The 14021-nt window shown below is 49.6% G+C and carries 12 protein-coding genes; 5 read left to right on the forward strand and 7 right to left on the reverse strand.

Translation table 11 applies throughout. The features are described 5' to 3' along the window. Nucleotides 1–127: 127 nt before the first annotated feature. The 4 genes from FRZ59_RS00375 (at nt 128) to FRZ59_RS00390 (ending at nt 4789) form a co-directional block, all read left to right on the forward strand. A complete protein-coding gene (locus tag FRZ59_RS00375) occupies nt 128–3070 on the forward strand; it encodes a tetratricopeptide repeat protein (RefSeq protein ID WP_132127828.1) in 2943 nt (980 codons plus the stop codon). Between the two features lie 213 nt (nt 3071–3283). After that, the gene (locus FRZ59_RS00380; RefSeq protein WP_132127827.1) at nt 3284–3910 is read left to right on the forward strand and encodes a hypothetical protein; all 627 of its coding nucleotides are present in this window, start codon (nt 3284–3286) and stop codon (nt 3908–3910) included. 205 nt (nt 3911–4115) lie between these two features. Next, nucleotides 4116–4490, forward strand: coding sequence for a collagen-like protein (locus FRZ59_RS00385; RefSeq protein WP_147698195.1), 375 nt, complete (start codon nt 4116–4118; stop codon nt 4488–4490). A 35-nt stretch (nt 4491–4525) separates the two neighbouring features. Further along, nucleotides 4526–4789: a hypothetical protein gene (locus tag FRZ59_RS00390; protein ID WP_147698196.1), complete on the forward strand. Its 264-nt coding sequence runs from the start codon at nt 4526–4528 to the stop codon at nt 4787–4789. Between the two features lie 423 nt (nt 4790–5212). On the opposite strand, the gene FRZ59_RS00400 is transcribed toward FRZ59_RS00390, so the two are convergent. From FRZ59_RS00400 to tyrS, 3 genes are all read right to left on the reverse strand, one after another. Further along, entirely contained in the window at nt 5213–6274 is a 1062-nt protein-coding gene (locus FRZ59_RS00400) for an outer membrane beta-barrel protein (protein WP_132127825.1), read from the reverse strand. A 21-nt stretch (nt 6275–6295) separates the two neighbouring features. Then, nucleotides 6296–7507 carry an ammonium transporter gene (locus FRZ59_RS00405; RefSeq protein WP_207910199.1) on the reverse strand — a complete coding sequence of 404 codons (1212 nt, stop codon included), beginning with the start codon at nt 7505–7507 and terminating at the stop codon, nt 6296–6298. A gap of 377 nt (nt 7508–7884) precedes the next feature. Next, nucleotides 7885–9180, reverse strand: a complete 1296-nt coding sequence (gene tyrS / locus FRZ59_RS00410; RefSeq protein WP_132127824.1) for a tyrosine--tRNA ligase — start codon at nt 9178–9180, stop codon at nt 7885–7887. Between the two features lie 414 nt (nt 9181–9594). Between tyrS and FRZ59_RS00415 the strand changes: the two genes are divergently transcribed. Continuing rightward, nucleotides 9595–9810 carry a histone H1 gene (locus tag FRZ59_RS00415; RefSeq protein WP_132127823.1) on the forward strand — a complete coding sequence of 72 codons (216 nt, stop codon included), beginning with the start codon at nt 9595–9597 and terminating at the stop codon, nt 9808–9810. 78 nt (nt 9811–9888) lie between these two features. Here the strand turns inward: FRZ59_RS00415 and dapA are convergent, their stop codons facing one another. Genes dapA through FRZ59_RS00435 form a run of 4 tightly spaced genes read right to left on the reverse strand, consistent with a single transcriptional unit; the run spans nt 9889 to nt 13998 of the window. Then, nucleotides 9889–10764 carry a 4-hydroxy-tetrahydrodipicolinate synthase gene (dapA, locus tag FRZ59_RS00420; RefSeq protein WP_132127822.1) on the reverse strand — a complete coding sequence of 292 codons (876 nt, stop codon included), beginning with the start codon at nt 10762–10764 and terminating at the stop codon, nt 9889–9891. Beyond that, entirely contained in the window at nt 10761–11309 is a 549-nt protein-coding gene (locus tag FRZ59_RS00425; RefSeq protein ID WP_132127821.1) for a DUF6913 domain-containing protein, read from the reverse strand. Before FRZ59_RS00425 ends, dapA begins: the two co-directional genes overlap by 4 nt. Next, nucleotides 11306–13318, reverse strand: a complete 2013-nt coding sequence (gene ligA, locus FRZ59_RS00430; protein WP_132127926.1) for an NAD-dependent DNA ligase LigA — start codon at nt 13316–13318, stop codon at nt 11306–11308. Before ligA ends, FRZ59_RS00425 begins: the two co-directional genes overlap by 4 nt. Next, the gene (locus FRZ59_RS00435) at nt 13318–13998 is read right to left on the reverse strand and encodes a hypothetical protein (RefSeq protein WP_132127820.1); all 681 of its coding nucleotides are present in this window, start codon (nt 13996–13998) and stop codon (nt 13318–13320) included. Before FRZ59_RS00435 ends, ligA begins: the two co-directional genes overlap by 1 nt. Nucleotides 13999–14021 lie beyond the last annotated feature (23 nt).

The following is a 14021-nucleotide window of genomic DNA, read 5'->3' on the forward strand; positions in this document are numbered from 1 at the left end:
AGTATTGTTTGATTTGAACCCGCTAATAATACAAAAAGCCCATGTCTATTGCAAATTCTCCCCTTATAACCATCCGCTCCTTTAGCTGATTTTTCCTAACTTAGTATGGCCATCACTAAGTTAAAGGGTGAAGAAGTTATTGCCTATACTGATCGTCTCAATCCTTTTCAGCGCCGCTGCACGTTGCCAGGACACAAGCGTTACAGACAGCCTCCTCCGGCAGCTGGAACTTAGCGAGGCAGACAGCTCCCGGGTTAACACATACCTGGCTCTCTGGTACCAGTATTACCGGAGCGATAATATGAAAGCGCTTGAATACGCGGGAAAGGCAAAACAGCTGGCAGAAAAGATCGGCTATACCCAGGGACAAGCGGTAGCTGCTTACCGGCTGGGCAGCCAATACAACCGGCTCCGGGAGTTTGACAAAGCGAAAATTGAATTCAACATATCTATTGCCCTGGCAAAGTCTGTAAATGACAGCAATGCGTTGGCTTCCGCTCTCGCGGGCCTGGCCAGGATCCACCGTGAAAATACGGCCATTGACAGCGCAACGGCTGCATACCTGGAAGCGATGGCCATTTTTGAAAGCTCCGGCGACCGGAATGCAGTTGCTATGATCCATAATGACCTTGGGAATCTTTACAAGCGCCAGCGCCTGTTCGGCAAAGCGCTGAGCCATTACAAAAAAGCGCTCGAAATCGTCCGGAAGCTCGGTTTTTTACCTGGCATTTCGGCCTGCCTTACCAATATCGGGGCAGTTTACCAGGAACAGGGAAAACATGATGAAGCCCTTTCTTTCCAGGAAGAAGCCCTGGGTATCAAAAGAGAAATGGGCGATAAGCTGGGAGAAGCCCGGGTGCTGCATGAACTTGGAAATATTCACCGCCTGTCAGAAGATTATGAGAAGGCGAGCGACCATTTTCGGAGCGCCCTGGAACTGGCCGAAGAACTATCCCAGCAAGACCTTATCGCGATGGCACGGTACAGCCTCGGATTCAATGAATTTCAAAGAGGAAATTACCGGGAAGCCATCCATTACGGCGAATTAGTGGCCGCCCAGGAAAACAAAAACCTAGCTACAATGGCTGAAAATCATGAAATGCTGGCAGGCGCTTACGCGGCATTGAATGATTTTGAACAAGGGTACGGGCATTCGGTACTTGCTAAAAAATACGATGACAGCCTGTACAATGAACAGCGCATAACGCTTAGCAGCGAACTGGAAGCAAAATATCAAAACGAAAAGAACCAGAAGGAAATTGCCTCCCTGAACGCAGCCCGTGAAATCAATATCCTGAAACTTCAAAAACAGCGAAGCGAACGAATTTACCTTATTGGCGGGGCCATACTGGTCTTCCTGCTGGGAATCGTGATCTGGAACCGCTACCGCATTAAAGCCCGGACCAATAAGAAATTAAGGGAAATGGACCAGGTAAAATCCCGCTTCTTTGCCAATATCTCGCACGAATTCCGCACTCCGCTGACCCTCATACTGGGCCCGTTGCAGGAGTTGCAGAAAAAAGACTTCCATGGCGACAAACAATCCCTTTACCAGGTTATGCAGCGCAACAGCCGGGGCCTGCTGCACATGGTGGACCAACTCCTGGACCTTTCCAAGATCGAATCAGATAAGATGGTTTTGCAGGCAGTCAAAACCGATCTCCGGACGTTCCTGAAACCCGTTACAGCTGCTTACGAATCGCTGGCGCAAAGCCGGGAAATCCGCTTTGATTTTAAAATGGAAGACGATATTGACCTGTATATTGATCCTGAGAAAATGGAAAAGATCCTGCACAATATCCTTTCGAATGCCTTTAAATTTACAGGAAAAGGCGGCAGCATTACCCTTTCGGCAGGAGTGAGCGATTTCACCCAAAAACAGCAGGCACAGGTCAGCATAAAAGATACCGGCATCGGCATCGCCCCCCAGGAACTGTCCAGGATATTTGACCGTTTTTTCCAGGCGGGAAACGGTTCTGCCCAACAATACAAGGGCACGGGCATTGGCCTGGCCCTGACCAAAGAACTGGTAACGCTTCATCACGGCGAAATCGATGTCAGCAGCGTAAGCGGGCAAGGCTCCTGCTTCACCATTCTTCTGCCCATGGGAAAAGCACATTTATCCCGGAGCGAACTATTCGTGCCGGCAAACTCCCCTGCTCCCGCCGAACCCGGAATAATAAGCGGCTCCTCTTTTCCTGCTACCGAAAGCCGGCATTCCGGAAGCACAATTTCCCGAAGCACAATTTCCGGCAGGAAGAAAAGCCCCGCGGGAGAAACAAGGACACCCGAAGGCGCCGAAACAGAACACGGCCTGCCTCAATTATTGATCGTAGAAGACAATATTGATATGCAGGCTTTCCTCGGACAGATCCTTAAACCGCACTACCGGGTCAGCGCCGCTTCCAACGGCCTGGAAGGCCTGGAAAAAGCCCGGGAACTGCAGCCAGACCTGTTACTGAGCGATGTAATGATGCCTGAAATGGATGGCATAGAGCTTTGTCGAAGGCTGAAGCTCGACGAAAACACCAGCCATATCCCAGTAATCCTTCTCACCGCCAGGTCCGGCAAGATTCCCAGGATCGAGGGCCTGGAAACCGGCGCAGACGATTACCTGACCAAGCCTTTTGACGCAGACGAACTGCTGGTCCTGCTAAAGAACCGCATACGCCAGCGCGCCCTGTTACGGGAACGCTTTTCAAGGGAAATCACGCTGCAGCCAAAAGATATTACTATTACCAGCGCCGACGAACGCTTTCTCCAAAAGGCAATGGACATTGTGGAAAGCAATATGGGCAATTTTGAGTTTAACGTACAAGCCTTTATTGAACAAATTGGACTGGGGCGCACCCAGGTAGAACGCAAGCTCAAAGCCCTTACCGGCCAGACGCCCGTTGAATTCATCCGGCTCCTCCGCCTGAAAAGGGCCGCACAAAAAATAGCCGGCAAAGAAGATAGCATTTCGCAAATCGCCTACAGCGTCGGTTTCAACAACCTCTCCTATTTCGCCAAATGCTTTAAGGAACAGTTCGGCGAGTCCCCTTCAGCCTGGTCAAAGCAACCGGCATAACGCCGCCCTACTGCTTTTCTACTGTTAAAGCCAATATTCATCCTTATTTCAAGGACGAATATTGACTTACCTTCTCTTAATGTGGGAGCTGATGCATCAGGCGCCATACGGGAATCTCTGTTAAGGAAAACGAAATATCTGTTAGCGAAAGGCTTTCATTAGGCGGAGCTTTGACTAACAAATGACATAAACGCGCCACTAAACTAATTTGTAATGAAAAATTTAAAACTGATCTCTGCAGCGCTTTTGATTTCAGCTGCCGCGCTTTCCTGTGAAAAGGAAGCATTTATTGACGGAGCGGGTACAACCGGCTCCCTTGCTTCCGAAAACCGGGCCGGGCAGCTTTCCGGAAACGAACAGGCTTCCACGGACACCGCGAATAAGGAAATACTTTTTAACCCGCAGCCCGAGCCGCCTGCGCAGGTCTTTAAATTCGACGCCACAATAAGGCAGGGTGGCAGCTGGTCCGGTGAATTCCATAACACCGCCCTTAAAGGAAGGCTGGAAGTGAAAACCCTTTCATCCCTGAAAAGAGGAAAGACCCTGCACCTGGTTCAGTCATGGACTTTTTATCCCGAGCCTATCCACCCGCCCGAGCCGGTACACCCTCCTGAACCGGTACATCCGCCCGAGCCGGTCATTCCGCCGACACCAATGAGGCCGGTAACCGTCATGCTCGAGGGAATCCACGATACCGTTAACGGGATGCTCGTACTGAACGGCAAGTACGCCCATATAAAAGGCAGGTTCGTAAACAGCGATGGCGGCTTGACATCGCTTGGCGGCGAACTGATGTTTAATCCACAACCTGACCCTCCGGTGGAGCGGAGCAGAGAGTAATAGGCCACCGGCCGGAGGTTCCGCGGCTCCTTGAATTGCTGTTAACCTTATGACCATCCCTGACGATCCGGCAATGCGGAATATTGCCGGGTCGTTCTCAATGAAAAAACCAATCAACTCGATAAAACTACGCTGTGCGCTGCCCAGATGAACGCCTTTGTTCATAATTAACTAATGCCACAAAAACCGAAAATCAAACTCAATCATGAAACCGATCAAATTAATCCTGTCTGCCTTGTTTCTGGCCGCTCTAATGCTATCCTGCGAAAAAGAAGGCCCTCCCGGCCCGGCAGGCGCACAGGGAGAACAGGGAGTTTCCGGACCAAAAGGCGATAAGGGCGATACCGGGAATACCGGTCCGAGAGGCGCTGCCGGCGCAACAGGCCCACGGGGAGCCGCCGGGCCGGCCGGACCGAAAGGCGACAAGGGTGATAAAGGTGACCCGGGAACGGCCAATGTTATTTATTCAGAATGGATGGACCCGGTGTGGAACTTGTCGAACCAAAGCACTTACAAAACCATGAGAGTTACTGAAAACAGGTTAACCAACGATTACAATGAAAGCGGGGGATTATTCTGACATTTTTCAGGTTCCAGGATAACGTTGTTTTCCAGATGCCCTATACCCGGCACAATGACAATAACGAGCGCATCGGCTACGCCGTTTACTTTACCAATCATGGCGAAGTACGGTTCTCAATTAAAAGCACAGATGGGACTGCGCTCACCCACGATGAGATCATGGGTACCGGCCCGGGGGTGTCATTGCAGTTCAGGTACGTACTCATTCCGGGCGGAGTGTCCGCTGCCACGAGACTGGAAAACGTAAACATGAAGGATTATAACGCAGTTGCGAATGCCCTAAACATACCCCATTGACCAGCCAAAACAAAAGCTCATGAAACCATCAAGAATTTTTAAGAAAACAGCAAGAGTGTTCACCCCAGCGCTAGCACTGTTCATGCTGTTGACATTCAATTCCTGCAAAAAGAAGGCCCTCCCGGCCCGGATGGCGCTGTCGGCGAACAAGGCCCCAAAGGTGAACCGGGAGCCACGGGACCCACGGGCGATAAAGGCGCTTCCGGACCCAAAGGAGCAACGGGTCCAAAGGGACCAAAGGGCGACCCCGGACCACAGGGACTCAAAGGTGAGAAGGGAACGGCCAACGTCATCTATTCGGACTGGATGGACATTGAGCGGGACCTGGACACTCAATTAAAGAACGAAATGTACGTGACCGTTCCCCAGCTAACCAGGGAGTTTTTGAACGTAGGAGTCGTACCCCGTTAACTCTGGCAAATACTAGAAAGCATACACTGCCGCCAGGACAAACTGGGAGGCCTGGCCTGTGAAGTTCATATCCGAATCCATGAATTCATCCGCCGAACTGGAATCAAACCTGACTTCAGGGATTAGCGTTAAGGGGCCCGCCTTCACATTTCCTGAAAGGGTAAAAGAAAAATAGCGATTGCCTTCTATTTGCATTCCGGGATTATCCGGATCGGCCGTATCCTTGAACTGAAATATTTCCCCTCTTGCGCCCAGTGCAAAAACTTCGGATAAACCGTACTGGGCGTAAAGGGCGCCTCCCTGGAAGCCACCGGCATCGTCCGGGGCCGAGAAGTCGGCAGCATTAAGGCCTATTTTCAAGGCATTGGTCACCTGGTAAGCAGTTGTGAGGTCGATTTCGGTACCGGAAGGACTTCCGGTGATAAAGTTAATGTAGGCATTCCAGCCTTCTAACGGCGCTACTGAAAGCTGAGCGCCAAAATCAGATACGCCGTTAAAATCCTGGTACAGGTTCCAGTCGTTAAAAAGCCCCACCATCAGGCCGACCTTCTCAGAGAAGGCATAATTTGCTTTGATACCTGCGTTCTGGAAAGGCCCGTAAGAAAACAAACGCGAAGTGGAATAATTGAAATTACCCTTGGGAGAGATCACCTCATACCCGATAAAGGTCCCCATGAAACCTGCCGTCATGGAGAACTGCTCAGTAAAAGCATAACTTACGTACAGGTTTTGGATATGAAAGGAATTGGCGCTCTCGTCTCCGTATTCACCGGCTGCGTTCACCAGCGATTGTCCCTGCCCCCTGGGTCCAAAGGACACTTCGCCCACAAAGGAAGCCTTTCCCGCCTGTTTACTGAGTGCGAGGTCCACCATGCCCAGGGAAATGGAGTTTTGTTCATTAGCGAAGGCCGTTTGAATGTTGGAGGTTCCGTTCTCCGCCCGATAGTCCGAAAGATCGTACTTGTAGTACGCATCCACTGAACCTGAGATAAGCAGAGGACTCTCTTCATCCTGTGCCCTGGCAATAAACCCTGCGGCCATAAGGCCGGCAAAAAGCAATACTGTTTTTTTCATATTTTGATTCTTAAAATTCCTTTATTCCAGGATGATCGTATATCCTCGTATTCCATGCTCATGACTGTCAAGGCCTTCCAGCTCATGCTGCCGGGAAACCCGGATGCCCATGGTCAGTTGCAATATTTTAAATATGACCAGGGCCGAAAGAAATGCGCCTGCCCCGCAGATAAGTACGCCGTATAACTGGGGAAAGAAGGCTACTCCTTCGCCGAATATCCCGGCTGCGAGCGTCCCCCAGATACCACAGGTAAGATGAACCGAAACCGCCCCTACGCAGTCATCCAGCTTCATCCTGTCCAGGCTTACTACCGAAAGCACCACCAGCACGCCCGCAGTCAGACCAATGATGACCGCTTCCCCGGGTGTGATCACATCCGCGCCGGCGGTAATACCTACCAGCCCGGCGAGAATGCCGTTCAGCACCATGCCAAAATCCATTCGCTTAAAAATGACCATCCCACCGAAAAAGCCCCCGATTGCGCCGCCACAAGCCCCCAGGCAGGTGGTCACGAGTACGATCGACGTCAGCCCGGGATCCGCCGAAAGCACGGATCCGCCGTTAAAACCAAACCAGCCCAGCCAAAGAAGGAATACGCCGATAGTGGCCAGGGGAACCGAAGAGCCGGGAAAGGCCTTCACTTTGCCTTTATCATATTTTCCGATGCGGGCGCCTAACAGCATAATACCTGCAAGCGCGCCCCAACCGCCCACGGAATGTACCAGCGTAGAGCCCGCAAAATCATGGAAACCCCAGGCATCCAGCATGCCGCCGCCCCATTTCCAGCTGCCGATCACGGGATATACTAATCCGACGAAGAGCAGCGTGAAAACCAGATAGGCGCTCAGCTTGACCCGCTCGGCTACTGCCCCGGAAACGATAGTCGCCGCGGTAGCAGCAAACATGGCCTGGAAAAGAAAATCGGTCCAGTACGTGTACCCACCCCCGGCATAAGCGGCGGTATTCCCTCCTTCCGGAAGGGATACACCAAAACCGGCAAAGCCAAACCATCCCGGCTCTTCAAAACCCGGGTACATCAGGTGAAAACCAAGAAGGCCGTAGGTAAGTATTCCGATAACAGGGGTGAGCGTGTTCTTAAATAAAATGTTTACTGTGTTCTTTGCCTGTGAAAATCCGGCCTCCACGCTGGCAAAACCTAAGTGCATAATGAATACCAGGACCGTTGCAAGCATCATCCAGATGTTATTGGCCGTAAAAACCGCGTTTTCCATATTATTTTATCTAATATTTATAGAAACTGTATAAAATATGCCCAAAAATGGCCTGTAATTCAGATAAAAATTGAAATTCTATTTAAGTTCAGCACAATTATCGATATATTTTTGATTAAATAAAATAAAATGCCAAAAATAATCTACAATTGTTCGCTATATAAGTGGAAAATGCAGAAATACATTCATAAAAGAGGGCAATAAAAACGTAGAAAAGCAAAATAAACAGGTAAACCACATATAAATTCCTATAAATGCGATAAAAATCACATGGAATACAAGATTTTCTAATAAAAAATGATGGGAAATAATTATTTCAGCCCGTTATAAAACAGGCAGGCAATTTCAAGCCAAAAACAACGCTGGAATTCGGCTTTTTATTTAACTACGATGAGGTAATAGTTCTTTTTTCCTCGTTGGGCAAGGAAATACCGTCCGTTAATAAGAGATCCCGGACTAATTTGCTGATCAGCGGATGTAATCTTATTCTTGTTAATACTTACCCCGCCGCCCTGGATCATTTTCCTGGCTTCGGATTTGGAAGGAAAAACAGCCGCCTTTTCGGTGAGCAGTTCAACGATGCCGATGCCGGGATCCAGTTCTGTTCTGGACACCTCAAAACGGGGAACCCCTTCCAGTACGCTGAGCAGCAGGCTTTCAGGAAGCTCGTTCAATGCCTGTGAGGTGGCATTGCCGAAAAGGATTTCAGAAGCTTTTACGGACGTCTCATAATCTTCCGGGCTATGCACCCGGGAAGTGATGTCCTTCGCCAGGAATTTTTGAAGCAGGCGCAGGTGCGGGGCCTTATCATGCTCGGCTTCCAGGGATACTATTTCATCCTGCCCGGCCAGTGTGAAGATACGAACGTACTTCTTCACGTCCTCATCGGAAGCGTTCAGCCAGAACTGATAGAATTTATAGGGAGAAGTAAGGGACGGATCAAGCCAAACATTCCCCCCTTCGGTCTTCCCGAACTTGGTACCGTCTGCTTTAGTAATAAGGCGGGTGGTAATGGCAAAAGCCTCTCCGCCTTCCATTCTGCGGATAAGCTCGGTTCCGGTAACAATGTTACCCCATTGGTCGGACCCCCCCATCTGCACCAGGCAGTTCCTGTGCTTCCAAAGGTGAAAAAAATCATAGCCCTGCAATAGCTGATAACTGAACTCAGTAAAGGAAAGACCGCTGTCACCTTCCAGCCGCTTCTTCACGGAATCCTTCGCCATCATATAATTCACCGTGATATGCTTGCCGATATCTCTTATGAATTCCAGGAAAGAATAATTTTTCAGCCAGTCATAGTTATTCACCATTTCGGCCGCGTTAGCTCCCTTTCCAAATTCCAGGAATTTCTCCAGCTGCCGCCGTATACCTTCTATATTATGACGGAGCGCTTCCTCGGTCAGCAATTTCCGCTCTGCGGCCTTGAAGGAGGGATCGCCCACCATGCCGGTCGCTCCACCTACCAAAGCGATAGGCTTATGGCCGGCGCGCTGGAAATGAATGAGGGTCATTACCTGGGTAAGGTGGCCCACATGCAGGGAATCAGCGGTAGGATCAAAACCAATATAACCAGAAACGACTCCTTGCTGAAGTTTGTCTTCGGTTCCCGGCATGATATCATGCAGCATGCCCCTCCAGCGGAGCTCTTCAACGAAATTTTTATTCCTGGCCATACGGGTGGCAAAGATAGCGTTTCGTCGAGAAAATTCATGGATTCAATGGATACCCACCGTAAGGCTCATCGCTTTCATAAAGCGCCGCGAAAGCGTGGAAAAGCCTTTATCTTGTTGCTGGAGTAGATTTTTTTTATTTTTTTTTATCCTTTCCGAACCGAAATTCCCGAACCGCCATTTGCAGGCCCTATAGCGAATATGGTAGTTATAACAAATTGAAAAACAGCCAGTTATAGCTTAATCTAAAAATTTCCTTAAAAGATAGTTGGGCCGAAAAAGTCCTTGTCCTGTGAAAAAGTGGAAAAAAAGCATGTTAGGAGGGTTTTTTAATTTTGTTTTTCGAAGAAAAAGGTATTAGATTAGCTATAGAATGATTTTAATTCAGATTTCTAAACATTAAAAAAAAGGTGTAAGATGAAAAAGTTTAATGAATTCAAACAAATTGTTGCCGACCTTGAAGGGGACGCTGATAAGTTCTATAACAAGGGGAACAATGCGGCTGGTACTCGTGTACGTAAAGGTATGCAGGATCTAAAAAACCTGGCCCAGACCATCCGTATGGAAGTTCAGGAAAGCAAGAATAAAGCTGCTGCCAAGGCGCCTGCTAAAAAGCCTGCAAAGAAGAAATAATTTCCCCAATGGAATGAGAAAGCCGTCCCGCAGCTGCCGGACGGCTTTCTTTTTTATAAGCCCTCGTTCCAGGCTTCCTTAATAATTTTCAACTGCCTTGCTGATTTTCTCCCTCAGTACATTTCCGGGCCTGACCAGGGGAAGGCGTAGTGTATCGCCGCAAATGCTCAATTCACGGAGAAAAGCCTTTATTCCTGCCGGGTTCCCCTCTTCGAATAATAAGGGAATTAAGGCGGCCAGCTTGTAATGCAGCTTGCGGGCTTCGGCAAAATCTCCCCTGAGGCAATGCCGCACCATATCCGAAACATCTTTGGGGAAAGCGTTGCCAGCCACGGAGATAACTCCATGCCCCCCAAGCGCGATTATCGGCAAGGCTAAACCGTCGTCTCCCGAAAGAAAACAAAAATCCGGCGGCATATGCCTGATAATTTCCATGAACTGCTCGAAATTTGCCGAAGCTTCTTTCACTCCCGAAATATTGGGAACTTCTGCCAGGCGCAGCGTCGTTTCCGCCGTAATATTACTGCCAGTTCTGCCGGGAATATTATAAATGATCAGGGGAAGGGGGGACTCGCTTGCCAGCATTTTAAAATGCTGGAACAGCCCTTCCTGCGAGGGCTTATTATAGTACGGGCTTACCGAAAGAATGGCCGTATAAGCGGTATGGTCGAATGCCCGCAGGCAATCAAGCAGCTCCGCGGTATTATTTCCGCCAATCCCCGCAACAAGGGGGGCCCTTCCAGCGGTCACTTCGGCTACAAAATCAAAAACACGCTTCTTTTCTTCTTTGCTAAGGGTTGCAGATTCTCCGGTAGTTCCCAGCGGAACCAGGAATTCCGCCTGGTTGTCAATAATATGATTGATCAGTTTTCTGAGACTGTCAAAGTCAATGTTTCCATCCTGGTCGAAGGGGGTAACAAGGGCAACGCCTGTTCCTTTCAGTTGTTCGGTCATGCTGAAGCTGGTAATGAAAGATACTGTTTTAACTGGAGGGCAAAGTTATCAATATTTCTGTCTTCTTTTAAATGGATCATCAGGTCAAGGTCGGGAACCCGTGACGGAGAATATTCACCGATACGGAACGTAGCTTTCGACATGGCTGTCAGCCAGGTAAGCGGAAAACAATCTTCCAGGCAGAAATTGATCAGGATATCAAATGGCCTTTCCAGGAAACCGGCAGTCTTTTGCGCTGATGGAATAAAAAAGAAATTCAGGTCTTTCTCCGTCAGGTAGTCGAAAAAAACCGATTTTGTTTTAAACGCGGTTTCATTAGCCGGGCTTGTATAGCCAAAGACCGTTACCTTTTTTCCCTGTTCTTTCAGGTAAGCGGCAAAGTCCTTTATGCGCAATACGTCCTCCAGGGTTTGGGCAAGAAAAAGGATCCCGATGTCCGCTGCTTCCCCAAAGGCTATCGAGTGATGAACGACCGCCCGGCGATTGCGCTCCTTTTCCAGCATCCTGAACGCCCACCTTGTCCTGAGGCCTGCCAGTATGCTCATGCCAGCATGCTTAAGAGTTCCTTTTCGGAGATAATAGGAACATTCAGTTTTTCCGCCTTTTCCCTTTTAGAGGGCCCCATGTTTTCCCCCGCTACCAGGTAATGAAGCTTCGCGGAAACGCCGCTGGCTATCTTTCCACCATTGAGTTCGATCATGGATTTCAATTCTTCCCGGCTATAACCTTCGAATACGCCGGAAATAAGAAAGGTTTTTCCTTCCAGGCGGTTACTTTGAAGCTGTATTTCCTTTTCCTCCGTTTTAAACTGCAGGCCCTGAGCGCGGAGGCGTTCCAGCAGGGAGAGATGTTCGGGATCGTTGAAAAAGTCCAGAATGCTTTCGGCAATACGGTCTCCGATCTCATTGACAGAAATAAGCTCGTCAAAGCCGGCGGCGGCCAGGCGGTCTATATCCTTGAAATGCGCAGCCAGCTTGCGGGCCACCGTTTCCCCTACATAGCGGATGCCCAATCCGAAAAGGACTCTTTCGAAGGGCATTTCCTTTGACTTTTCAATGCCTTCCAGCAGGTTATTCACAGATCTTTCCCCGAAGCGGTCAAAAGACAGTAATATTTCTTCTTTGGTTTTCAGCTCATAAAGATCGGCGATGTTCTTCAGCAGGCCTTTCTGGTACAACAGTTCGATGGTTTCGCTGCCAATTCCCTGGATATCCATTGCCCGCCGGCCAATGAAGTGCTGCATTCGCCCCACTATCTGAGGGGGGCAGCCTGTATCGTTGGGGCAATAATGAACGGCTTCGCCTTCATTTCTGACAAGCTCGGTTTCGCACTCCGGGCAAACGGCAGGGAAACTCGCCGTGGCCAGGCCCTGAGGTCGCTTTTCGAAATTCACCCGGATCACTTTCGGAATAATTTCTCCGCCCTTTTCTACCAGCACCATATCTCCCGGCCGGAGGTCAAGCCGCTCCATTTCATTGGCATTATGGAGGCTGGCCCTTTTTACTGTGGTGCCCCCCAGCTGCACCGGCTGAAGATTGGCTACCGGGGTTACTGCGCCTGTTCTTCCTACCTGGTAAGAAATGGATTCCAGGAGGGTCTCCACCTCTTCGGCCTTGTATTTATAAGCTATGGCCCAGCGCGGTGATTTGGCCGTGAAACCAAGTTCCTCCTGCTGTGCATAACTGTTTACCTTAATAACGATACCGTCAATGTCAAAGGAAAATTCAAAACGCTCTTTTTCGTAGGCATGAATAAAGTCAAGGACTTCCCGGATAGTATTGCAGCGGCGGATATGTTCCGAAACATGAAAACCCCATTCAGTTAACTTTTCCAGGCTTTCAAAATGCGTTTTATAAGGCAGGTTCTCACCGAGAAGCGAATAGAGAAAACAATCCAGGGGCCGGCGGGCTACTTCCCCGGAATCCTGCATCTTAATGGTTCCCGCAGCGAAATTGCGCGGATTGGCAAAGGTCATTTCTCCCTGCTCCACCCTTTCTGCATTTAACCGGGCAAAAGCCTTTCGATGCATGAATATTTCGCCCCGCACCTCGAATTCCGGCGGTATGTCGCTGCCGTATATATAATTCGGGATATTCTTTATGGTTTTTATATTAGTGGTCACATCGTCGCCCTTGGCGCCGTCTCCCCGGGTAACGGCCTGTACCAGTTTTCCTTCCCGGTAAGTGAGCCCAATGGCTACCCCGTCAAATTTTAGTTCGCAGACGTACTGGAAGTTCTCCCCGATCAGCTTCTTTATCCTTTTGTCAAAATCCAGCAGGTCCTGTTCAGAATAGGTATTCCCCAGCGATAACATGGGATAGCGGTGCCGGACGGTCCGGAAGGTTTTCGTGATCTCGCCGCCAACTTTCCGGGTGGGCGAATCGGGACGGGCAAATTGCGGGAATTCCTTTTCCAGGGCGGCCAGTTCTTCCAGCATTTTGTCAAACTCCTGGTCGCTGATGGTGGGCTGGGCGAGTGCATAATAGTTGTAATTATGCTGTTTCAGTTCCCGGCTAAGCCGCTGTATTTCCTTTTGAGCTTCTGGCGGGGTCATCATAAGGGACGAAGATAATAAGTTATTTCTTCAAAAATAGGAAGATAATCGTTTTCGATTTCATTCCTGTATGCCTGTAAAATGACAGCCAGCTGCCCTTTTTTTTCCTCCGGGAATGGAACCTGCCACACCCGGCGGCCAATGCTGTCAAGTGCATGGGACAGGTTGCCGGGGCTGCTGTAAGAATACAGATAGGCGCTGCGGGTGAACTGCCGGAACCACCCGGTAAAAGAAGGGGCTTCGTGTATCCCGTTTATTTCAAGGAAACGAACAATATCCTGTTCGCCGCAGGCGGAAAGCCGGAGATAGAATTTGCCGATGTCCACCCTTTGCTGAATGATCAGCAGGCTGTCAAGCAGCAGTTCCAGGGCAATATGCGCAAGGAAAAACGGGCGAAAGGGCGGGCCGCTAAGCACAGCCGCTATCTGTTTCCTTAATTCCACGCTATGCAGGCTGAAAAAAGAAGATGAATGAAAGCGCCGGTCGGTTTCCAGGTGCAGTTCCCAGCCGCGGTAAATGGACCTCAATACCGCATCCTCTTCAAGCTGCCCGGCTTGTTTATAGGGATGCAGGTTCCAGGTCTTCCGGTGGTTCTTTACCATATCCGGCAGCACCATTCCCAGCACCAGGTAAGGGTCGGGATTATCCTGTATCAAATAAAAATGAGAGAGAAAATTCAAAGCCCCTGTTTTATCGCATGAAA

Source organism: Anseongella ginsenosidimutans (assembly GCF_008033235.1).
Taxonomy (GTDB): domain Bacteria; phylum Bacteroidota; class Bacteroidia; order Sphingobacteriales; family Sphingobacteriaceae; genus Anseongella; species Anseongella ginsenosidimutans.

Excerpts from the sequence above, each read along its gene's own strand:
- FRZ59_RS00400 (WP_132127825.1), bottom strand. The coding sequence starts at position 6,274 with ATGAAAAAAACAGTATTGCTTTTTGCCGGCCTTATGGCCGCAGGGTTT.
- FRZ59_RS00380 (WP_132127827.1), top strand. The coding sequence starts at position 3,284 with ATGAAAAATTTAAAACTGATCTCTGCAGCGCTTTTGATTTCAGCTGCC.
- FRZ59_RS00405 (WP_207910199.1), bottom strand. The coding sequence starts at position 7,507 with ATGGAAAACGCGGTTTTTACGGCCAATAACATCTGGATGATGCTTGCA.
- ligA (WP_132127926.1), bottom strand. The coding sequence starts at position 13,318 with ATGACCCCGCCAGAAGCTCAAAAGGAAATACAGCGGCTTAGCCGGGAA.
- FRZ59_RS00390 (WP_147698196.1), top strand. The coding sequence starts at position 4,526 with ATGCCCTATACCCGGCACAATGACAATAACGAGCGCATCGGCTACGCC.
- FRZ59_RS00385 (WP_147698195.1), top strand. The coding sequence starts at position 4,116 with ATGAAACCGATCAAATTAATCCTGTCTGCCTTGTTTCTGGCCGCTCTA.
- FRZ59_RS00415 (WP_132127823.1), top strand. The coding sequence starts at position 9,595 with ATGAAAAAGTTTAATGAATTCAAACAAATTGTTGCCGACCTTGAAGGG.
- tyrS (WP_132127824.1), bottom strand. The coding sequence starts at position 9,180 with ATGGCCAGGAATAAAAATTTCGTTGAAGAGCTCCGCTGGAGGGGCATG.
- dapA (WP_132127822.1), bottom strand. The coding sequence starts at position 10,764 with ATGACCGAACAACTGAAAGGAACAGGCGTTGCCCTTGTTACCCCCTTC.
- FRZ59_RS00425 (WP_132127821.1), bottom strand. The coding sequence starts at position 11,309 with ATGAGCATACTGGCAGGCCTCAGGACAAGGTGGGCGTTCAGGATGCTG.